The organism is Rhizobium leguminosarum bv. viciae (assembly GCF_012276115.1).
In the GTDB taxonomy this organism is placed as follows: Bacteria; Pseudomonadota; Alphaproteobacteria; order Rhizobiales; family Rhizobiaceae; genus Rhizobium; species Rhizobium leguminosarum_T.
Genome location: NZ_WIEU01000005.1, coordinates 278,249 through 298,768, shown reverse-complemented (window position 1 = coordinate 298,768; position 20,520 = coordinate 278,249). Strand labels below are relative to the sequence as shown.

Below are 20,520 nucleotides of genomic sequence, written 5' to 3'. Positions count from 1 at the left end.
TCCCCTGCCCTTACTCTGCCGCGACTTTGAAGTTGTTGCGGGCCAATGCCGAGCACTCCGCCATGACAGCCGAGGCACGCGCTATCGGGTTCGTCAAATAGAAGTCTTTCACCGGCGACGCAAACCCGGATTTGTTCATCTTGCCGGCTTTTTTCGCAACTGCGGCAATTTGGGCGCTATCTGTTTCGGCGATCTCGTCGATGGCAGAGAAATGCGGGAAAGCGGCATAGAGCCGGACACGCAATTCGCTGAGCGAATCGAAGGGAAGCTTCTTGCCGAGCACGTCGGAAAGGGCGCGGATGATCGCCCAGTCCTCGCGAGCGTCACCCGGCGCAAAACCTGCGCGGTTGCCCATCTGGACGCGGCCTTCGGTGTTGACCCAGGTGCCGGACTTTTCGGTATAGGCTGCGGCCGGCAGGATGACGTCGGCATGGTGCGCGCCGTTATCGCCATGCGAGCCGATATAGACGGTGAGCTTGGCCTTCTTGGCGGTGAAGTCGAGTTCGTCTGCACCGAGCAGGAAGAGCACGTCCATCGCCGTCAGCATCTCGGCTGCGTTGACGCCCTTGGCGCCCGGCACGAAGCCGAGGTCGAGGCCGCCGACACGCGCGGCAGCGGTGTGGAGGACGGCAAAGCCGTTCCAGCCTTCGACGACCGCGCCGACGGAACCGGCAAGCTTGGCGGCACTGGCGAGAACGCCGGCGCCGTCGGTGCGCGAGAGCGCCCCCTGGCCGATGATGATCATCGGCTTGGCGGCATTCTTCAGCACGTCCGCGAAGGCGTGGGTGCCGTCGACCAGATCCTTCAGCGTGTCGGGACCGCCGCCGAGGTAATCATAGCTGTAGCGCAGTTCAGCACGCTCGCCGATCACGCCGATCGGGAACTTGCCGCGGCGCCAGCGCTTGCGGATGCGGGCGTTGAGGATGGCAGCCTCGAAGCGAGGATTGGCGCCGATGATCAGCAGCGCGTCGGCCTGGTCGATGCCCGAGATCGTCGGGTTGAAGAGATAGCTTGCACGGCCGAGCGACGGATCGAGTGCCGCCCCATCCTGGCGACAGTCGAGATTGACCGACCCCAGCGACTTCACCAGTTCGGAGAGTGCATACATTTCCTCGACGGAAGCGAGGTCGCCTGATATCGCGCCGATCTTGTCGCCCGAGGTGGCGCCGACGGCGGCCTTGATAGCGCCGAAGGCTTCGGCCCAGGTGGCGGGCTGCAGGCGGCCGTCGCGGCGAACATAGGGCCGGTCGAGGCGCTGGGTCTTCAGTCCATCCCAGATGAAGCGGCTCTTATCGGAAATCCACTCCTCGTTGATCGCCTCATTGACGCGCGGCAGGATGCGCATGACTTCGCGGCCGCGGGTGTCGACGCGGATCGCCGAACCGACGGCATCCATGACGTCGATCGATTCGGTCTTGTTCAGCTCCCACGGGCGCGCGGTGAAGGCGAAGGGCTTCGAGGTGAGCGCGCCGACCGGGCAAAGGTCGACGACATTGCCCTGCAGCTCGGAGGTCATCGCCTGTTCGAGATAGGTGGTGATCTCGGCATCCTCGCCGCGGCCGATCAGGCCGAGTTCGGAAATGCCGGCGACCTCGGTGGTGAAGCGGACGCAGCGCGTGCAGTGGATGCAGCGGTTCATCACCGTCTTAACGAGCGGGCCGATATACTTGTCCTCGACGGCACGTTTGTCTTCCTGATAGCGCGAGGTGTCGATGCCGAAGGCCATCGCCTGGTCCTGCAGATCGCATTCGCCGCCCTGGTCGCAGATCGGGCAATCGAGCGGATGGTTGATCAGCAGGAATTCCATCACACCTTCGCGGGCCTTTTTGACCATCGGGGTGTTGGTGAAGACCTCAGGCAGTTCGCCGTTCGGGCCGCCGCGGATATCGCGCACGCTCATGGCGCAGGAAGCCTGCGGCTTCGGCGGTCCGCCCTTCACCTCGACAAGGCACATGCGGCAGTTGCCGGCAACCGACAGGCGCTCATGGAAGCAGAAGCGCGGAACCTCGGCGCCGGCATCCTCGCACGCCTGCAATAGCGTGTAATGATCCGGAACTTCGATCTCGTTGCCGTCAATCTTCAGTTTTGCCATCGTCGCTCAGTCCTGTTTCCCGTTTGCCTGATGACGGCAAACAAACCTATTTTTGCAGCACTCTCATTGCCAAGCCGGATCTTTCGTCCTGCCGACATCTGATGTCGCCCAAATTCTCTGTCGCGCATTCCAGATCCGGAACCCGCACCGGCATCCTGAGGCCCCCGCCCGTCCGCCGACCTGCCCATCTTTCCGGCCGATCGACACGGCCGGACAGTTCATTTCTTTCTGCGGCCCCGCCCTGCCAGAACTTTCGCTTGGCCGGTCCAGTCGTCACGCAGAATGCGGCCGTTGAAGCCGAGTTCGGTGTCGAACCGGTCGATTTCCTCGTCGGTCCAGGCAGCAATCTCGGCGAAGCTGCGAATGCCCTTGGCGTTCAGCACCTGCTCCAGCTTCGGGCCGATGCCGGCGATCAGCTTGAGATCATCGGTCTTCCCCCGCGCAACCGGTTTTGCCTTCACGGCCACCTTTGGCTCGCTGGCCTTCGTTTGACTGGCTGGCTTCGCTTGACTGACTGGCTTCGGCCGGCTGGCTGGCGTCGGCTCGCTGACCGGTTTGACGACCGTCAGTCTCGGTCCTGCCTTTTGCTCGGCCGACGGCTTGGTGACCGCCTTCACGACCGGGCGAATATTCTCCGGCCGGATATCGACATCGGGCTTCAGTTCGTCCGGCGGCGTGTCATCGAGGGCGGCCGCGACCTTGCTGGTGGTTTCCAGGGCGCTCTGGAAGGCCCCGAAGAAGGCGCCGGCCATCTGGGTCGAGAAACCGAAGCCGATCGCCGTTGCGGCGGCAAAGGCTGCAGCGGGATGCGCCATCAGCGGATGCACCGGCATCGCCCGTGCGTTTTCCAGCATCTCGGCAGCAAGACGGCCGAACCCGGCCGCGAAATCGGCGGCCTCTTCGTTTTTCCTACCCTTGGATGCATTGTCCGCCATGACTATTCAGCCGCCTCCAGAACCGCGCCGTGATCAAGCGCGCTCGCCGTATACTGGTCGATGCGCTTTTCGATCTCGGGACGGAAGTTACGGATCAGACCCTGCACCGGCCATGCGGCGGCGTCGCCGAGCGCGCAGATGGTGTGGCCTTCGATCTGCTTCGTCACCTGGAACAACATGTCGATTTCGCGCTTCTGGGCATTGCCCTTGGCCATGCGCTCCATCACGCGCCACATCCAGCCCGTGCCTTCGCGGCAGGGCGTGCACTGGCCGCAGCTCTCATGCTTGAAGAAGGCGGAGATACGGGCGATCGCCTTGATGACGTCGGTGGACTTGTCCATGACGATCGCGGCCGCCGTACCGAAAGACGAGCCGACACCGCGCAGGCCGTCGAAATCCATCGGGCAGTCGATGATGTCCTTGGCCGGAACGATCGGGCAGGATGCGCCGCCCGGAATGACGGCAAGCAGGTTGTCCCAGCCGCCGCGGATGCCGCCGGCATGGCGGTCGACCAGTTCGCGGAAGGTGATGCCCATTTCCTCTTCGACCGTGCACGGCTTGTTGACGTGGCCGGAGAGCATGAACAACTTGGTGCCGACATTGTTCGGACGGCCGATGGCCGAGAACCAGCCGGCGCCGCGGCGCAGGATCGTCGGCGCGACGGCGATCGATTCGACGTTATTGACCGTCGTCGGGCAGCCGTAGAGGCCCATATTGGCCGGGAACGGCGGCTTCAGACGCGGCTGGCCCTTCTTGCCTTCGAGGCTTTCAAGCAGCGCGGTTTCCTCGCCGCAGATATAGGCGCCGGCGCCGTGATGGACGAAGATATCCATGTCCCAGCCGAGCTTGTTGTTCTTGCCGAGCAGGCCATAATCATAGCATTCGTCGATCGCGGCCTGCAGCGCCTCGCGCTCGCGGATATATTCGCCGCGCACATAGATGTAGGCCGCATTGGCGCCCATGGCGAAGCTCGCGATGACACAGCCTTCGATCAGCGTATGCGGATCGTGGCGCATGATGTCGCGGTCTTTGCAGGTGCCGGGCTCGGATTCGTCGGCGTTGACCACGAGGTAGTGCGGGCGGCCGTCGCTTTCCTTCGGCATGAAGGACCATTTGAGGCCTGTCGGGAAGCCGGCGCCGCCACGACCGCGAAGGCCTGACGCCTTCATCTCGTTGATGATCCAGTCGCGGCCCTTTTCGAGGATCTGCTTGGTGCCGTCCCAGTGGCCGCGGCTCATCGCGCCCTTCAGGGACTTGTCCTTGAGGCCGTAGATGTTGGTAAAGATGCGGTCTTTATCTTGTAACATGCTTCACCTCTTACCGCGGCTTCTTGCCGAAGACCTTGATATATTCCGCTTCCCCGCCCTTGGCGAGCGCCTTGGCCTGCTTGACCCAGTCATCGCGCTCGATGCGGCCGCGGAAATTCAAATAGCCATCGACCCATTCGCGTTCGGCCTTCTTCCAGCCTGCGACCTGCGCGAAGGTGAAGATGCCGATTTCGTTCAACGTCGCCTCGATCTTCGGGCCGACACCCGAGATCATCTTCAGATCGTCCGGTGCGGCGGGCTTTTCGATACTGGCTGGACGGTTCTTGTCGGTCAGGGCAGGCTTTGCCGCCGTGGCAGCCTCGGCCTTGACGGCAGCTTTCGGCGTCGGTTCGGCAGCCGCAGTGCCGGAGACCGGCTGCTCCTCGGCTGCCTTTGCGTTTTTCGCAGCCGCCTTGGGCGCCGTTGCCGGCGTCTTCAGGGTAGCATTGGTCTCGGCATCGGTGCTTTTTGGGCGGGCGGCCTCGGAGGGCGGCACCGGCGCGCGGTCGACCGGAGCCGACACGGTTTCGGCATCGGCCTTCTTGGCGCGCGTCCTTGCCTTCGGCTCTTCGGTCGTCAGCGAGGTCAGGCCGCCTTCAGGCGCCGAAAACACCCGGTCGATCTGGGTGCCAGGCTTGATGCTGGCGCCATTGCCGGCGGCAAAGACGTCGATGATTTCTTCGAGACGCTCGGGCGTCAGGTCCTCATAGGTGTCCTTGCCGATCATCACCATCGGGGCGTTGACACAGGCCCCGAGACATTCGACCTCTTCCCAGGACAGCGTGCCTTCGGCATTGCGCTCGAAGGCATGGGCATGGATCTTGCTCTTGCAGACCGACATCAGCGCTTCCGAGCCGCGCAGCATGCAGGGCGTCGTGCCGCAGACCTGCACATGGGCACGCGTGCCGACCGGATGCAGCTGGAACTGCGTATAGAAGGTCGCAACCTCGAGCACGCGGATATAGGCCATGTCGAGCATGTCGGCGATCTTTTCGATCGCCGCGCGCGTGACCCAGCCATCCTGCTCCTGCGCCCGCATCAACAGCGGGATGACCGCCGATTGCTGGCGGCCGGCGGGGTATTTCTGGATCGTCTTGTCCGCCCAGACCGCATTCTCATCGCTGAAGGCGAATGCGGCAGGCTGGAATTGATCTTCGGCTAATCGACGAACGGACATTCTTCCTCACGCCTTGTCAGTTTAGGGTTCCACACCGCGAAGCGGTCAAAGACTGCATTTCGCAGGCATAGGCCGACTGGTCTTTTTGCATAAACACTACGAATTTGCTGCCGTTCGGAATGGCAGCCTTGATCTGATAGCCCTTGGACAAAAGCTCACCCATGGACGATTGCTGCGCCGGCGGCGTCTCTTCCTTATGGCCCAGCGGCGTGCCAAGGCTATCGGACTCCTGAGCCGAAACCCCGGATGCCGAAAGAAGAATGACGACGGCCAGCGGCAGAAGCTGCATCAGCGGTCCACCTCGCCGAAGACGATGTCGAGCGAGCCGAGGACGGCCGCGACGTCGGCAAGCTGGTGGCCGCGGCACATGAAGTCCATCGCCTGCAGATGGGCGTAACCCGGCGCACGGATCTTGCAGCGATAGGGCCTGTTGGTGCCATCGGAGACGAGATAGACGCCGAACTCGCCCTTCGGCGCCTCGACGGCGGCGTAAACCTCGCCGGCCGGCACGTGGTAGCCTTCGGTATAGAGTTTGAAGTGGTGGATCAGCGCTTCCATCGAGCGCTTCATCTCGCCGCGCTTCGGCGGCACGACCTTGCCGTCGATCGACGAGAATGGACCGGTCTTGGCATCCGAGAGCAGGCGGTTGACGCATTGCTTCATGATACGGACCGATTCGCGCATCTCGATCATGCGGATCAGATAACGGTCGTAGTTGTCGCCATTCTTGCCGATCGGGATGTCGAATTCGAGATCGGAATAACATTCATAGGGTTGGGCGCGACGCAGATCCCAGGCAGCACCCGAACCACGCACCATGACGCCGGAGAAGCCCCAGGCCCAGCATTCCTCCAGCGAGACAACGCCGATATCGACGTTGCGCTGCTTGAAGATGCGGTTACCGGTCAACAGGTTGTCGATGTCGTCGAGCGCCTTCAGGAACGGGTCGCACCAGTTACCGATATCCTGCACGAGCTGTTCGGGCAGATCCTGGTGGACGCCGCCCGGACGGAAATAGGCTGCGTGCATGCGCGAGCCGCTGGCGCGTTCGTAGAACACCATCAGCTTTTCGCGCTCTTCGAAGCCCCAGAGCGGCGGCGTCAGCGCGCCGACGTCCATCGCCTGCGTCGTGACGTTCAGGAGGTGCGAGAGGATGCGGCCGATTTCCGAATAGAGCACGCGGATCAGCTGGCCGCGGATCGGGATCTCGATGCCGAGCAGCTTTTCGACGGCCATCGCATAGGCATGTTCCTGGTTCATCGGCGCGACGTAATCGAGACGATCGAAATAAGGCACGGCCTGAAGATAGGTCTTGGTCTCGATCAGCTTCTCGGTGCCGCGATGCAGAAGGCCGATATGCGGATCGACACGCTCCACAATTTCGCCGTCAAGCTCCAGGACAAGACGAAGAACACCGTGCGCCGCCGGATGCTGCGGTCCGAAGTTGATGTTGAAGTTGCGGACGTTATGTTCGGTCATGCTGCGTGCTCCATAGCAAACGCGCGGGCAATTAAGCGAATGGCGAATAGCGAATAGCGAATAGTTTCGTTCGGTCTCATTATTTCTCCTGGAGACTCCGTATTAGCGCCCGAATCATTCGTCCGATCTCGTCGCACTTTCCGGTCATCTGCCTGAACTCGCTCTCGTCGATCAGGCCGATACGATGAGAAATGAGCATATGCGTTTCCAATTCCTTCAACGAACCTTGAGCGATACGCAAAAACTGAATGAAACTTCCCGTGACCTCACGTCCGTGTCCTTCAGCGATATTGGCTGCGATCGAACTCGCCGCCCTGCGTATCTGAGCCGTCAGACCGTAAACCTCCTCCTTTGGAAACTTTCTGGTCAGTTGATAACAATCCACCGCGAGATCGATCGCCATCTGCCAGACCTTAAGATCCTTGTAGGAGTTTATCGTCTGCCCGCCCCTTCCAACTATTCGCTATTCGCTACTCACTATTCGCCTTTACGGCTTCGCCTTCTCATCGCCGGGCAGCACATATTCCGTGCCTTCCCAGGGAGACATGAAGTCGAAATTGCGGAATTCCTGTTTCAGCTCGACCGGCTCGTAAACGACGCGCTTTGCCGCGTCGTCGTAGCGCACTTCGACGAAACCCGTGGTCGGGAAGTCCTTGCGCAGAGGGTGGCCTTCGAAGCCGTAGTCGGTCAGGATGCGGCGCAGGTCCGGATGACCGGTGAAGAGCACGCCGTACATGTCCCAGGTCTCGCGTTCGAACCAGTCGGCGCCCGGATAGACGGGGCAGGCCGACGGAACCGGCGTATCTTCATCCGTTGCGACCTTGACGCGGATGCGCAGGTTCTTCTTCGGCGACAGCAGGTGGTAGACGACGTCGAAACGCAGTTCGCGCTGCGGCCAGTCGACCCCGCAAATATCGATCAGGTTGACGAAACCGCATTTGGCGTCGTCGCGCAGGAAGGTCAGAAGTGCGACCAGGTTTTCACCCGTCGTCGTCAGCGTCAGTTCGCCATACTTCATCTGCGATGCGGCGATCAGGTTGCCGCGCGCTTCGCCAAGGTAGGACGCAAGCTCAGTCAGGGCTTCACTCATATGCCTTGTCCTTAACCCTTAGCGTTCGATCGTGCCGGTACGCCGGATCTTCTTCTGCAGCAGAAGCACGCCGTAAAGCAGCGCCTCTGCCGTGGGGGGACAGCCCGGCACGTAGATGTCGATCGGCACGATGCGGTCACAGCCGCGCACCACCGAATAGGAATAGTGATAATAGCCGCCGCCATTGGCGCAGGAGCCCATCGAGATGACATAACGCGGCTCGGGCATCTGGTCGTAGACCTTGCGCAGCGCCGGCGCCATCTTGTTGGTCAGCGTGCCGGCGACGATCATCACGTCGGACTGGCGCGGCGAGGCGCGCGGCGCAAAGCCGAAGCGCTCGACGTCATAACGCGGCATCGACAGCTGCATCATTTCGACAGCGCAGCAGGCAAGACCGAAGGTCATCCACATCAGCGAGCCCGTGCGGGCCCAGTTGATCAGCTCATCGGTCGAGGTGACGAGAAAACCCTTGTCGGCAAGCTCATTGTTGATCTCGCCGAAGAAGGCGTCGTTACTGCCGATCGGCTTGCCGGTCGAGGGATCGATAATCCCCTTCGGCTGCTGGGCAACAAGCGGCTGATTGCTCACAGGGGCTACTCCCATTCCAGGGCTCCCTTCTTCCATTCATAGATAAAGCCGATGGTCAGCACGAGAAGGAAGACCATCATGGACCAGAAGCCGAACCAGCCGATGGCGCCGAAGGAGACGGCCCACGGGAAGAGGAAGGCGACTTCGAGGTCGAAGATGATGAAGAGGATCGACACGAGGTAGAAGCGGATGTCGAACTTCATGCGGGCGTCGTCGAAAGCGTTGAAGCCGCATTCGTAAGCCGAAAGCTTTTCCGAATCAGGCGCTTTGAAAGCCACAGCGAACGGCGCGATGAGCAGCGCCAGGCCGATGACGAGCGCAATAGCAATGAAGATAGCGATCGGAATATAGGAACTGAGCAGTTCAGTCATCATGTTCATCCCTGCTTGCCGGAGGCGCCAGACGGCGCATTTGGGCAAATGCCCGGCAAGCGAACGTGCGTTGCAACAAGCCGTGGTTAGCGCAGCCAGAGCCCCGGCGCAAGACTTTTACAGAAGCAATTCGACCAGTATCCGAGGGACCCTATCAAGCACATGCAATGATGTCGCGACAAATCCGCGCAAGCCGCTTCAGCGCGCATGGCTGACCACTGGAAACTGCATGGCTTTCGGGAGAAATGGCGCGAGTGACGGGGCTCGAACCCGCGACCTCCGGCGTGACAGGCCGGCACTCTAACCGACTGAGCTACACCCGCGCATTGATCGGCCATTTTGCGACCGCGAGGATGAAGAGAACCGGACAAACGACAAATCGCATTTGCGTTTTACAAGACTTGAAATGGCGCGAGTGACGGGGCTCGAACCCGCGACCTCCGGCGTGACAGGCCGGCACTCTAACCAACTGAGCTACACCCGCAATTCATTTCAAGCAGTCCGGATGCCCTAGCACCCTCTCCAAAACGGCTGCCCGTTTCGATGAGCGGCTAACTACGGGGTTCGCCTTTTAGTGTCAAGCAGGTTTGGAGACAAAACCGTGACAGTCTGCGAATTGTTTCGGTGGGTTGGATGCCAGACGAACAAAAGTCGGCACTTCCGTCTTCCGCAGCGATGCTCAGGCGCAGACGTAGTGCCTTCGAAACGAAGATGCCCGCCGCCCTTCCCTCGCCTTTCCACAGCCGAGGCGAGCCTGAGCGGCATTGCAAGACAAGGGACCACCACCAAAAAAATCAAAAAATCTTCACAAACACTCTTGCGGTTTTGCCGCGATCCGCATAGATCACGGCCACCAACGCGGCAGGCCGATCCGGCTTCGTTTGCGATGGGCGATTAGCTCAGTTGGTAGAGCGCCTCGTTTACACCGAGGATGTCGGCGGTTCGAGTCCGTCATCGCCCACCATTTCTAAAATTTCCCGCTGCCTCCCCACAGATATCGGCTTCCGGATTTAGCTCGCTAATCCGATCACGATCTGCGCAAGGTGTTTCGTCAGGAGACACCTCATGAAAATCGCTATCAAAATCTCTGCGCTGCTTCTCGCCAGCGTGGCTGCGCCACCGTCGATTGCCAAAGAGCCGGCGCAAGAGGTTTTCCTGTCTGTCGGAGACCAGACGATCACGACCTCGGGAGAAACCCCGGCCCGTGAAGCCAGGACCTATTTCCTGAGAATGCCGTCAGATCTGCCGATCAATTTTTCGGTCGATGCAGACAATTTGGCCTGCAGCCTGGAAATCAAGAAAACCAGCCAGCGCGGCGTCTTAAGCACAATCAGCCGATTCCCCGCGTCTTTCAGAGACAGCGGTCAAAGTGGCGATGAATATACATTTTCGTTTTTCCAAAACCGGGTTTCATTTATGAGCGGCGCCCGATGTGCCTTCTCATTTTCTCTGACGCAGATGTGACCTCGTGATCGGGGCGATGGAGCATGCCTCGTCGTTTGGAGGCCGCTCGTCGTCTGCCATTTCCTGCCTTCACCAGTTTTTTGTCCTCAGCGTAATCCAGACGCTTCCGCGACGGCTTTGCGGGCAAGCTCTCTGATGACGAGCTAGAGGCTTGGTGGGGGCTCGCTTTGCCCGCGCCCACCTCCGGAAACACAGATGCCGTGAAAGGCACTGACAGTGGCTAACGCTGGCACAAGCGCTATGCGTCGCCTCTTACGAAGCCCTCGCGACGGGTTAGCTCCCACACGGGGCATCTATATCTGCAGAGACTGTCGGCCTCGAATCGAGGCAGCGTTCGGCAACACGTTCCAGCGCAGCAAGGCGTCACGCCGGCAGGTTCACGTGCGGCCCCCGCCTGAAAGCCAGCGCTCCACCAAACGGACTACTCCCGGCCGCCGCGCCACCTCCTATTGGGCGAATGGATAGGGGCCGGCAAAAGTGGGAGTATTCGTCGCCCGGAAAGCCTCCGCGCTTGAAGGTTCATCACGCCTGGAGGTGTGCCATGAGGACCCTGCGCTCCGCATTGACGCTGTGCATCGCGATTGCCCTTTGCACACCAAGTGCAAGGTATGTCACCCTGCCCGGATATGCATTCAAGACGAACCCGACATGCCAGCGCCACGAACCAAAGACGAAATTCGACAAGAGGTGCGACTGGCCGAGAGTGGGCTTCAAGAACTTTACGCCCCCGCTTGTGACCGTGCTTGGGATCTGAGGATCTTGGAACAGCGCCTGATGCGCTTTTCTCATTTTCTCCGCTCAGATGTGGAAGCGCGATCGGGGTAATGAGCATACCGCTGTCTGGTGGGTGCTCATCGACCACCATTCATCCCTTCGCCAATTCTTTCTCCACAGCGGAAACCAGCCGCGAATCGTCGGCCGTCACATCGGGCGCGAATCGGGCGGCGACTTTGCCGTCGCGGCCGATTAGGAATTTTTCGAAGTTCCAGAGGATGTCGTCCTCATCGCCGCCTGTCATGCCGTGGGATTTCAGACGTTCGCGCATCGGGCCGTCGCCCGTCGTCGCGGCACCCGACTTGGTCAGCTGCCGGTAAAGCGGGTGCTGGGCCTCGCCCTTGACCGAGATCTTCGAGAAGATCGGGAAGGTGACGTCATAGGTGCTGGTGCAGAAATCGAGGATCTCGGCGTCGGTGCCGGGCTCCTGGCCCTTGAAGTCGTTGGCGGGAAAGGCGGCAATGACGAAGCCGCGCTCGCGCTTTTCTCCATAGAGCTTTTCCAGCCCGTCATACTGCGGGGTTAGCCCGCATTTCGAGGCGACGTTGACGATCAGAATCACCCTGCCCTTGTATTCGTTGAGCGTGGTCTCACGACCATCCACAGTCTTGACCGGGATATCCAGCACATTGCCCGTCACAGGAACCTCCAATTTCGTAAGGATATGTATCGCCAAGCTTAGCGATATCGCCGCCCTTGTCATCAGCGTCGGGATCAACTTGGCTTCCACAGGACGCCGGTGCGGCTTCTGGCCGCACCGGGCCTCAGCACCTCAGGCGGGAGACGTTTCCTTCACATCGTCGAGCAGGAAGTGCACGACGAGATAATCCGTCTTGTAATGGCGGCCACTGTCCGACACGGAATCGACGCTGCCGCCGTCCTTCGGGTGCCAGGCGTGGTAATGGGGATTGGTGGTGATCAGCGTGATGGCCTTGCCATCTCTTTCGCCAAGCCGGAAGCGCATCTCGGCGAGCGGCCAGATCCGCTCGTAATCCTGCATGGTGATTCGCGCCTTCAGCGCCTTGCGCTGCAGCGGCGCTTCGCCGGCCTCGGCTGGTGTTTCCAACATCACCTCCTCAGCTCCGCTGATGATGGCGTTGAATTCTTCAGGCCACATGCGTTTCATGAAATCGCTCCTCCCGAGGCTTTTTCGTCAGTTCACAGATGGAACTTAGCGGTTTGTTCGAAAGAAGCAAATTCCTGTCATGCGGTTGTCATCGGTGCCGGCTGCTCCTACCTTCCCGTCAAACCGCATCAGGGCCGTCGGTCGCCCGCAATCCCGAGATCAGAAATGAAGACACGTGAAGAAAGGCAGGCGCTCCGGGCGAGCATGCCGCGCACCCCGCTCAGCGCCCATCATATGGAAAACGCCCGGCTGCTGCCGGATCGCGGCGAATTGCTTTATCGGATCCCGAACGGCGGCATCGGCGTCGAGGTCGGAGCAGCCTTCGGCGAATATACGGCGGAGATCCTCGAAAAGAACCGCCCGGCGCAGCTCTACCTCATCGATCCCTGGTCGATGGATCGCTATAGCTCCGGACTCGATGCGATCCACACGAATTTCGCGGCCGAGATCGAGGCCGGCCGGCTGCATCTGATGCAAGGCACATCGCTCGAGAAGCTTGCCGAATTCGCGGACGATTTCCTCGACTGGGCCTATATCGATACAGACCATTCCTTCGAGCTCACCTGGCAGGAACTCCTGCTCTGCGAAAAGAAGGTGAAGCGGACGGGGCGTATCGCCGGGCATGATTTCTGCACCGGCAATACGGTCAAGCCGATCGTCTATGGCGTCGTCGAGGCGGTCACCAAGTTCTGCAAGGATTACGGCTGGCAATTCGAGTTCCTGACGGTCGAATCGCACGCGCATTTTTCCTATTGCCTGAAGCGGCTCTGATTACGCCTAGCCGGAATATTGCTCGTCGCTGACCTTTTCCATCCAGTCGACGTGGCTGCCGTCCAGCGCCTCATGAATGGCGATGTGTGTCATCGCCGTATCCGGGGCAGCACCGTGCCAATGTTTTTCGCCCGGCGCGAACCAGACGGTATCGCCGGCGCGGATCTCGCGGATGTCCCCGCCCCAGCTCTGGGCGAGGCCCTTGCCCGATGTAACGATCAGCGTCTGGCCGAGCGGATGCGTATGCCAGGCGGTGCGGGCACCGGGTTCGAAGGTGACCGAGACCGCCCTCGCCCGTGCGGGTGCCGGCGTTTCCATCAGTGCATCCTGGCGAACGGCACCGGTGAAATAGTCGGCCGGTGGCTTCGTCGAGGGGCGAGAGCCGACGGGTTTGATCTCCATGATCTTTCCTTTTCCATCCATGCGGTTGAAGCCTTGTAGCAGAACGATATTTCATCGGAGCGACCAATCAAAGCCGGATCGACAATTGCCGCAAAGTCACCCGGCTGATAGTGCCATCGTTTTTCATCAGCGCGTCGCATCTTGCTTGAATCACGCGACACGCTTTGGCTCTTTGTTTTTATGCATGTCGTTGTCCCGCACACGTCCGGGCGACATGCAGTAGGGAGGATTTTTTAATGAAACACCATGCTTTCGGCCGGATGCCCTTCACCGTCACCAATGTCGGCTTCGGCGCATGGCAGATCGGCGGCTCCTGGGGCGATATCAGCGAGGCGGACGGACGCGCGGCGTTGAATGCCGCGCTCGATGCCGGCATGACATTCATCGATACGGCGGATGTCTATGGCGACGGCCGCTCGGAAAAGATCATTGCCGACGTGCTGAAGACGCGTGGCGACGAACGGCCGATGGTTGCCACCAAGGTCGGCCGCCGCCTCAACCCGCATGTCGCCGAAGGCTACACCAAGGCTAATCTTGAAGGCTTTGTCGACCGCAGCCTGACGAATCTTGCCGTCGACAGTCTGGACCTCGTGCAACTGCACTGCCCGCCGCGCGACGTGCTTTACCAGCCTGAGGTCTTCGAGGGCCTGAACGTGCTGCAGAAGGCCGGCAAGATCAAGGGCTACGGCGTCAGCGTCGAAAAGGTCGAAGACGGGCTGAAGGCGATCGAATATCCCGGCGTCGTCAGTATCCAGATCATCTACAACATTTTCCGCCAGCGCCCCGATCACCTGTTCTTCCAGGAAGCACGCCGCAGGAATGTGGCGATCATCGCCCGTGTGCCGCTCGCCAGCGGTCTTCTCTCCGGCAAAATCACCCGGGACACACATTTTGCCAGCGACGACCACCGCAATTTCAACCGCAACGGCGAAGCCTTCGATGTCGGCGAGACCTTTGCCGGCGTTCCCTTCGAGGTCGGCCTGCAGGCGGTGGAAGAGGTGCGCAAGCTGGTACCCGAAGGCGCCACCATGGCCGCCTTCGCGCTCCGCTGGATCCTGATGAGCGATGCCGTCACCGTCGTCATCCCCGGCGCCCGCAATGCCGAGCAGGCCAGGGCCAACGCGGCTGCCGCCGACCTTGCGCCGCTGTCAGCCGATGTCATGGCGGCAACGCGCGAGATCTACGAGCGGCTGATCGCGCCGCATGTGCATCAGCGCTGGTAGGGATGGAACGCTGGTTCTTTGCTGGGGAGGCCAGATGGCCCCTCATCCTGCTGCCGCCACCTTCTCCCCGCTCGCGGGGCGAAGGGACTGAGCCGCGACCTCGCCGTCCCACGCCGAGCTTTCGCATGGCACGTCCCCTCTCCCCGTTTTTTACAGGGAGAGGGCTAGGGTGAGGGGCGGCTTTCAGTTTGTCGCGCTCAGCTCGACCGCGAAGAACAGGGTCTCGCCGGAGGAGTCGCTGACGCCGTCATTGTCGGTGACCGCGTAGGGCTTGCCCGACGCGTCGAAGGTGAAGCCTTCGAGCTTGTCCAGCACATAGCCGTTGGTGGCAGACTTCAGCTCGCCGAGGAAGTCATGCGCTTCGGTCTTCTTGACGACCGGCAGCGCGCCGCCGAGCTTGGCAGGCTTCAGGTCCGATATCGCGACCTTGTAAAGCTTCTTCAGCCTGGCGGCATCGCCGACGAGGTTGTCGCGCTCGATGATGTAGACGCTGTCGCCCTGAGCCGAGATTTCCGACAGACCGACCCAGCCGCTTTCCGTCTTGTCGAGCGGATAGCGAACGGCACCCCATTCCTTCTTCTTCGGATTGTAGGAGACGAGCTTGACGAAGCCCTTCTCGTCGTCGCTCCACTCGCGCTGGACCGCCATCCAGAGCGTGGTGTCGTCGCCGGTGCCGACAATGGTCACGCCTTCGAAGCCGTAGCGGATTTCGTTGGCGACGAGCTCCTTCGGCAGGGCGATCTCGGCCTTGATGTCGCCCTTGGCATTGACGTTGTAGAGCGCGTGCGGGACGAGACGCTCACTGTAGCCTTCCGAGGCGAGCCAGAAGGAGCCATCGGCGGCAACCGCGATGCCTTCGATGTCGAGCTTCTGGGCCGGGGCGCCGTCACGCTTGACGACGAGGGCGTCGACGATGACGGCCGGCTTCTTGCTGGCATCGATCGTGTAGATCGTCGGCTGCGAGCCCAGAACGCTGTCGCTAACGGCGTAGAGCATGCCCGGCTTGCCGGGAACCGCGGCGAGACCCGAAAGAGCTGCAAAGCCGATCGGATTGCCGTCTTTTTCGGCGGAAACGATCTGCGGATAGGCCTTCTCGCCTTCCGAGCGCTCGTAGATCATCACATGCGAACGCGTACCGCCGTCCTTGCCGAGATCGACCTCGTTGGCGGTCGCAAAGAGATTGCGGGTGGGAATGGCGATCACGCCTTCCGGCGAAATGCCTGATGGCAGCAACTGGACGAGTTCGGGATCGGCGCCGGTATCCTTATAGACGCCGACGACCGAGGCGCGCTCGGCGAGCAGGAAGAAATACTTGATGTCGCCGAACTCGGCGGCTTCGAGGCCTTCCGGCTCGACGCCCTTCGATCCCGAGCGGCTTTCCGGATAGTGGCCGATATGGGCGACGGCGCGTTCGAAGGATGCGCCCGATTCGTAGAGAAGCTTGCCCGTCTTGTCGAAGATGGTGAAACCACGTGAGCCGCCCTGGTAGTCGCCTTCGTTGGCGACGACGAGGCGGTTGTCGTCCAGCCACTTCACGGCGTCGGGTTCGCGCAGCACGCCTTTGGCTTCGCCTGAGAATTTCAGGGCGCCGTCACGCTTGGTGTCGATACCGGTGAGATCGACGCTGCCGGCGGAGAAATGCGTCTTCACTTCAGCCGTGTTGGCGTCGATGATGACGATCTCGTTATTTTCCTGCAGCGTCAGGGCAATCTCGTTCAGGCTGTTGAAGGCGACGAATTCCGGCTCCGGATCCTCCGGGGCGACGCCGGCAAGCCCGGTCAGCGCTACGTGCTTGATGGTGGCGCAATCGACGGTGCCGTTCTTGACCTGGAAGACGACGAGGTCGCCGGCCGGCATCTGCGGGATCTTGCCGTCATTGACGTCTTCGTCGCGCTCGTTTTCGATTGCGATGGTGCCGAGCGTCTTGTCCTTGTTGAGGGCGATCGAATCCGGCTGACCGCCGAGATCGCACGTGTTTTCGATCTTCTTGGTCGCCACGTCGACGATCGCGAGACGGCCGGAGGGCTTGGCCTTGCTTTCGGAGGTGTTGACGGCAACGAGCGCCTTGCCGGCGCTCGAGGTGACCGAGGTCGGCTCGCCGTCCATCATCAGCGCGCCGCCGGCCTTCGGGGCCTTGGCATCGGTAATGTCGATAAAGCCGATCGCGCCGAGCGGGCTGTCGCTATAGATCAGCGTGTTGCCGTCGTCGGTCGCGGTGATGATTTCGGCGGAGCTCACCGACAGCTTGTCCTTGTCGGCCGGCAGGTTCGCCGCAACCGGGAAGGAGGCGATGCGGTTGAAAACTGGTTCGGCCGCGGCCGGAAAAGCGACGGATGCGAGAAGCACGGCAGCAAGCGCTGCCTTGCGCGATGAAATTGTCATGAAATCCCCCATGTGTCGAACATTCGAAACAGGAGTTTTCTGCGCGCGCGGTATGACAGAGGCATGACAGATGCGGCATTTTGCACCTGATCACGTCAGACTGGTTTGCGCTCCCGGCGCATCTCGTTTCGCATGATCGGCCCAAAATCATCCGGATCTAAATCAAAAAAAGCAGAGCACGATGTCGTCCGAAAACCGCTCACACTTTTCGGCATTACGCACTAAAGCAAAAGGGGCTCGGCAAAGCCGAACCCCTCTCAAATCCTGCACAACCGGTCTCGTTTCCGGCTGGTGGATAATATCAGATCAGCCGTTGACGGCGTCCTTCAGGCCCTTGCCGGGCGTGAATTTCGGCACGTTGCGAGCCGGAATGTCGACTTCAGCGCCCGTCGACGGGTTACGGCCCTTCGATGCGGCACGATGAGAAACGGTGAAGCTGCCGAAACCCGCGAGACGAATGTCGCCCTTGTTCTTGAGTTCAGCCTGGACAACGTCGAAAACCGCGTCAACAGCGGAAGCCGCGTCAGACTTCGTCAGTCCTGCCTTTTCGGCTACTGCGGACACGAGTTCATTCTTGTTCATGTTTCCACCCCTTTCTAAATGGTATGAAACGACTCAAAAGTAAGCTAGGCGCAGAATAGGTTTCATCAGGCCCGCCGAAAACCCAAAAGCCCTGCAAATCAAGGAAAAGCAAGCGTCTACATGACGTTTTCACAAAAAAGGCTGGCGTTTCCGCCAGCCTTTTTCCGTGTTTTGTCCCAATTGGGCATAAATGTGGCAAAGGCCACTCAATGCGCTATGGTTGCGCCTGTCTCATCGAGGCCTTCGACCGTTGCGATGACCGGCGTTTCCACCGTGCCGTCCCATTCGATCGGCTCCGGCCGCCGGATCAGTGCATGCTTGATCACCTCGCCCATGCGGGATACCGGGATGATCTCCATGTTGTTCTTCACGTTATCAGGAATCTCCGCCAGGTCCTTGGCGTTTTCCTCCGGAATCAGCACCTTCTTGATGCCGCCGCGAAGCGCTGCGAGCAGCTTTTCCTTGAGACCGCCGATCGGCAGCACACGGCCGCGAAGGGTGATTTCACCGGTCATGGCCACATGCCTGTCCACCGGGATCCCGGTCATGATCGAGACGATCGCGGTTGCCATGGCGACGCCGGCCGAGGGGCCATCCTTCGGCGTCGCGCCTTCCGGCACGTGCACGTGGATGTCGCTCTTGTCGAAGCGCGGCGGCTCGATGCCGAAATCGACAGCGCGCGAGCGGACATAGGAGGCCGCTGCCGAGATCGATTCCTTCATGACTTCCTTCAGATTGCCGGTGACCGTCATGCGGCCCTTGCCAGGCATCATCACGCCTTCGATGGTCAGCAGCTCGCCGCCGACTTCCGTCCAGGCAAGACCGGTCACGACGCCGACCTGATCCTCGCCCTCGGCTTCGCCATGGCGGAAGCGCGGGACGCCCAGGTAGTCGGAGATGTTGGCAGCCGTCACGTGAACGGCCTTCGTCTTGCCCTTGATGATCTCGGTGACCGCCTTGCGGGCGAGTTTCATCAATTCGCGTTCGAAGTTGCGGACGCCGGCTTCGCGGGTGTACTGCTGGCTGATCGACATCAGGGCGTCGTCGCTGACCGAGAATTCTTCCGGCTGCAACGCATGTTCCTTGATGGCCTTCGGCAACAGGTGCCGCTTGGCGATCTCGCGCTTTTCATCCTCGGTGTAGCCGGCGATACGGATGATCTCCATGCGGTCCATCAGAGGCGCTGGAATGTTCAGCGTATTCGCCGTCGTGATGAACATCACATCCGACAGGTCGTATTCGACTTCCAGATAGTGATCCATGAAGGTCATGTTCTGCGCCGGATCGAGCACTTCGAGCAGAGCCGAAGACGGATCGCCGCGATAGTCCTGGCCGAGCTTGTCGATCTCGTCGAGCAGGAACAGCGGGTTGGACTTCTTCGCCTTCTTCATCGACTGGATGACCTTGCCAGGCATCGAGCCGATATAGGTGCGGCGGTGACCGCGGATTTCGGCTTCGTCACGAACGCCGCCAAGCGCCATACGGACATACTCACGGCCGGTCGCCTTGGCGATCGACTGGGCGAGCGAAGTCTTGCCGACGCCCGGAGGGCCGACGAGGCAGAGGATCGGGCCCTTGATCTTGGTGGCGCGGGCCTGCACGGCCAGATATTCGACGATGCGCTCCTTGACCTTGTCGAGACCGAAGTGATCGGCTTCGAGGATCTTCTCGGCATTGTTGAGATCGGCCTTGACCTTCGACTTCTTGCCCCAGGGAATGCCGAGCAGCCAGTCCAGATAATTGCGCACGACGGTGGCTTCCGCCGACATCGGGCTCATCTGGCGTAGCTTCTTCAGCTCCGCATCGGCCTTTTCACGGGCTTCCTTGGACAGCTTGGTCTTGGAGATGCGCTCTTCCAGTTCGCTCATCTCGTCGCGGCCTTCCTCGCCGTCGCCGAGTTCCTTCTGGATCGCCTTCATCTGTTCATTGAGGTAATACTCGCGCTGAGTCTTCTCCATCTGGCGCTTGACGCGCGAGCGGATGCGCTTTTCGACCTGCAGCACCGAGATCTCGCCTTCCATGAAGCCGAGGGCCTTTTCGAGGCGCTGTTTGACACTGGTGGTCTCCAGCATCTCCTGCTTCTCGGTGATCTTGATCGACAGATGCGAGGCGACCGTATCGGCGAGCTTGGAATAGTCGTCGATCTGGCTGGCGGCGCCAACCACTTCGGGCGAAATCTTCTTGTTGAGCTTCACGTAGCTCTCGAATTCGGAAACGACCGAACGCGACAAGGCTTCCAGTTCGACCGGATCGTCATGCGGCTCCTCGAGCACATGGCCGAGCGCCTCATAGAAATCCTCGCGGCTGGTATAGGTATCGATCTCGGCGCGGGCGCGGCCTTCGACCAGAACCTTCACGGTGCCGTCGGGCAGCTTCAAGAGCTGCAGCACGTTCGCCACGGTGCCGACATTGTGGATCGCGGAAGGATCCGGATCGTCATCGCTGGCGTTGATCTGCGTCACCAGCATGATCTGCTTGTCGGAACCCATGACCTCTTCGAGCGCACGGATCGACTTTTCCCGTCCGACGAACAGCGGCACGATCATATGCGGGAAAACCACGATGTCGCGCAGGGGCAGAACAGGGTAGGCAGTGCTGCTCGCTACAGACGTTTTCTTCGTCATTTTATGTCCTTTCCATCGTCCCGTTGCCGGGCTCTCTGCACGGCCGCTTGGGACCGGCCGGCACACTCACTTGTTGCTACAAGTGGAGGTTCTGACTACGCTTTTCAAGCCACGCAAACGCCCGCGTCCCTCG

Annotated in this window: 20 protein-coding genes and 3 tRNA genes; 5 read left to right on the top strand and 18 right to left on the bottom strand. The window is 60.7% G+C overall.

The window, feature by feature from the left end; genetic code table 11:
* Positions 1–10: 10 nt before the first annotated feature.
* The 12 genes from nuoG to GFM02_RS12435 all read right to left on the bottom strand — a co-directional run bounded on the left by nuoG (position 11) and on the right by GFM02_RS12435 (position 9,523).
* A complete protein-coding gene (gene nuoG, locus GFM02_RS12490) occupies positions 11–2,092 on the bottom strand; it encodes an NADH-quinone oxidoreductase subunit NuoG (RefSeq protein ID WP_020049492.1) in 2,082 nt (693 codons plus the stop codon).
* Between the two features lie 218 nt (positions 2,093–2,310).
* A complete protein-coding gene (locus GFM02_RS12485; RefSeq protein WP_131640336.1) occupies positions 2,311–3,027 on the bottom strand; it encodes a 5' DNA nuclease in 717 nt (238 codons plus the stop codon).
* Positions 3,028–3,029: 2 nt separating this feature from the next.
* Positions 3,030–4,334: an NADH-quinone oxidoreductase subunit NuoF gene (nuoF, locus tag GFM02_RS12480; RefSeq protein ID WP_003547378.1), complete on the bottom strand. Its 1,305-nt coding sequence runs from the start codon at positions 4,332–4,334 to the stop codon at positions 3,030–3,032.
* Between the two features lie 10 nt (positions 4,335–4,344).
* The gene (locus tag GFM02_RS12475; RefSeq protein WP_168321810.1) at positions 4,345–5,511 is read right to left on the bottom strand and encodes an NADH-quinone oxidoreductase subunit E; all 1,167 of its coding nucleotides are present in this window, start codon (positions 5,509–5,511) and stop codon (positions 4,345–4,347) included.
* A 16-nt stretch (positions 5,512–5,527) separates the two neighbouring features.
* Entirely contained in the window at positions 5,528–5,800 is a 273-nt protein-coding gene (locus GFM02_RS12470) for a hypothetical protein (protein ID WP_012756961.1), read from the bottom strand.
* The gene (locus GFM02_RS12465) at positions 5,800–6,990 is read right to left on the bottom strand and encodes an NADH-quinone oxidoreductase subunit D (RefSeq protein ID WP_168303822.1); all 1,191 of its coding nucleotides are present in this window, start codon (positions 6,988–6,990) and stop codon (positions 5,800–5,802) included. Before GFM02_RS12465 ends, GFM02_RS12470 begins: the two co-directional genes overlap by 1 nt.
* A gap of 79 nt (positions 6,991–7,069) precedes the next feature.
* Positions 7,070–7,426: a four helix bundle protein gene (locus GFM02_RS12460; RefSeq protein WP_348643967.1), complete on the bottom strand. Its 357-nt coding sequence runs from the start codon at positions 7,424–7,426 to the stop codon at positions 7,070–7,072.
* 51 nt (positions 7,427–7,477) lie between these two features.
* Positions 7,478–8,080, bottom strand: coding sequence for an NADH-quinone oxidoreductase subunit C (locus tag GFM02_RS12455; RefSeq protein ID WP_062943861.1), 603 nt, complete (start codon positions 8,078–8,080; stop codon positions 7,478–7,480).
* Positions 8,081–8,098: 18 nt separating this feature from the next.
* The gene (locus GFM02_RS12450; protein ID WP_003578567.1) at positions 8,099–8,683 is read right to left on the bottom strand and encodes a NuoB/complex I 20 kDa subunit family protein; all 585 of its coding nucleotides are present in this window, start codon (positions 8,681–8,683) and stop codon (positions 8,099–8,101) included.
* On the bottom strand, positions 8,674–9,039 hold the full coding sequence (locus tag GFM02_RS12445; protein WP_010055493.1) for an NADH-quinone oxidoreductase subunit A: 366 nt from the start codon (positions 9,037–9,039) through the stop codon (positions 8,674–8,676). Before GFM02_RS12445 ends, GFM02_RS12450 begins: the two co-directional genes overlap by 10 nt.
* 246 nt (positions 9,040–9,285) lie before the next feature.
* Positions 9,286–9,362, bottom strand: a tRNA-Asp gene (locus GFM02_RS12440).
* Positions 9,363–9,446: 84 nt separating this feature from the next.
* Positions 9,447–9,523, bottom strand: a tRNA-Asp gene (locus GFM02_RS12435).
* A gap of 404 nt (positions 9,524–9,927) precedes the next feature.
* Between GFM02_RS12435 and GFM02_RS12430 the strand changes: the two genes are divergently transcribed.
* The 3 genes from GFM02_RS12430 (at position 9,928) to GFM02_RS35555 (ending at position 11,257) form a co-directional block, all read left to right on the top strand.
* Positions 9,928–10,003, top strand: a tRNA-Val gene (locus GFM02_RS12430).
* A 101-nt stretch (positions 10,004–10,104) separates the two neighbouring features.
* On the top strand, positions 10,105–10,503 hold the full coding sequence (locus GFM02_RS12425) for a hypothetical protein (protein WP_168321809.1): 399 nt from the start codon (positions 10,105–10,107) through the stop codon (positions 10,501–10,503).
* Between the two features lie 541 nt (positions 10,504–11,044).
* On the top strand, positions 11,045–11,257 hold the full coding sequence (locus tag GFM02_RS35555; RefSeq protein ID WP_131664227.1) for a hypothetical protein: 213 nt from the start codon (positions 11,045–11,047) through the stop codon (positions 11,255–11,257).
* Positions 11,258–11,368: 111 nt separating this feature from the next.
* Here GFM02_RS35555 and GFM02_RS12415 read toward each other — a convergent pair whose 3' ends face one another.
* Positions 11,369–11,917, bottom strand: a complete 549-nt coding sequence (locus GFM02_RS12415) for a glutathione peroxidase (RefSeq protein ID WP_168321808.1) — start codon at positions 11,915–11,917, stop codon at positions 11,369–11,371.
* 132 nt (positions 11,918–12,049) lie between these two features.
* Positions 12,050–12,403, bottom strand: coding sequence for a hypothetical protein (locus tag GFM02_RS12410; RefSeq protein ID WP_017993619.1), 354 nt, complete (start codon positions 12,401–12,403; stop codon positions 12,050–12,052).
* 165 nt (positions 12,404–12,568) lie between these two features.
* Here GFM02_RS12410 and GFM02_RS12405 point away from each other — a divergent pair, with 165 nt between their 5' ends.
* Positions 12,569–13,174, top strand: coding sequence for a class I SAM-dependent methyltransferase (locus tag GFM02_RS12405; RefSeq protein WP_020049484.1), 606 nt, complete (start codon positions 12,569–12,571; stop codon positions 13,172–13,174).
* A 6-nt stretch (positions 13,175–13,180) separates the two neighbouring features.
* Here GFM02_RS12405 and GFM02_RS12400 read toward each other — a convergent pair whose 3' ends face one another.
* Positions 13,181–13,576: a (R)-mandelonitrile lyase gene (locus tag GFM02_RS12400; RefSeq protein ID WP_246764358.1), complete on the bottom strand. Its 396-nt coding sequence runs from the start codon at positions 13,574–13,576 to the stop codon at positions 13,181–13,183.
* Between the two features lie 236 nt (positions 13,577–13,812).
* Here GFM02_RS12400 and GFM02_RS12395 point away from each other — a divergent pair, with 236 nt between their 5' ends.
* Complete coding sequence (locus GFM02_RS12395) at positions 13,813–14,799, top strand: aldo/keto reductase (protein ID WP_168321807.1); 987 nt, start codon at positions 13,813–13,815, stop codon at positions 14,797–14,799.
* Between the two features lie 183 nt (positions 14,800–14,982).
* On the opposite strand, the gene GFM02_RS12390 is transcribed toward GFM02_RS12395, so the two are convergent.
* The 3 genes from GFM02_RS12390 to lon all read right to left on the bottom strand — a co-directional run bounded on the left by GFM02_RS12390 (position 14,983) and on the right by lon (position 20,387).
* Positions 14,983–17,193 (bottom strand): esterase-like activity of phytase family protein, encoded by a 2,211-nt coding sequence (locus GFM02_RS12390; protein WP_205930283.1) that lies wholly within the window; start codon positions 17,191–17,193, stop codon positions 14,983–14,985.
* Between the two features lie 294 nt (positions 17,194–17,487).
* The gene (gene hupB, locus GFM02_RS12385) at positions 17,488–17,763 is read right to left on the bottom strand and encodes a DNA-binding protein HupB (protein ID WP_003547346.1); all 276 of its coding nucleotides are present in this window, start codon (positions 17,761–17,763) and stop codon (positions 17,488–17,490) included.
* 206 nt (positions 17,764–17,969) lie between these two features.
* Positions 17,970–20,387: an endopeptidase La gene (gene lon, locus GFM02_RS12380; protein WP_020049480.1), complete on the bottom strand. Its 2,418-nt coding sequence runs from the start codon at positions 20,385–20,387 to the stop codon at positions 17,970–17,972.
* Positions 20,388–20,520 lie beyond the last annotated feature (133 nt).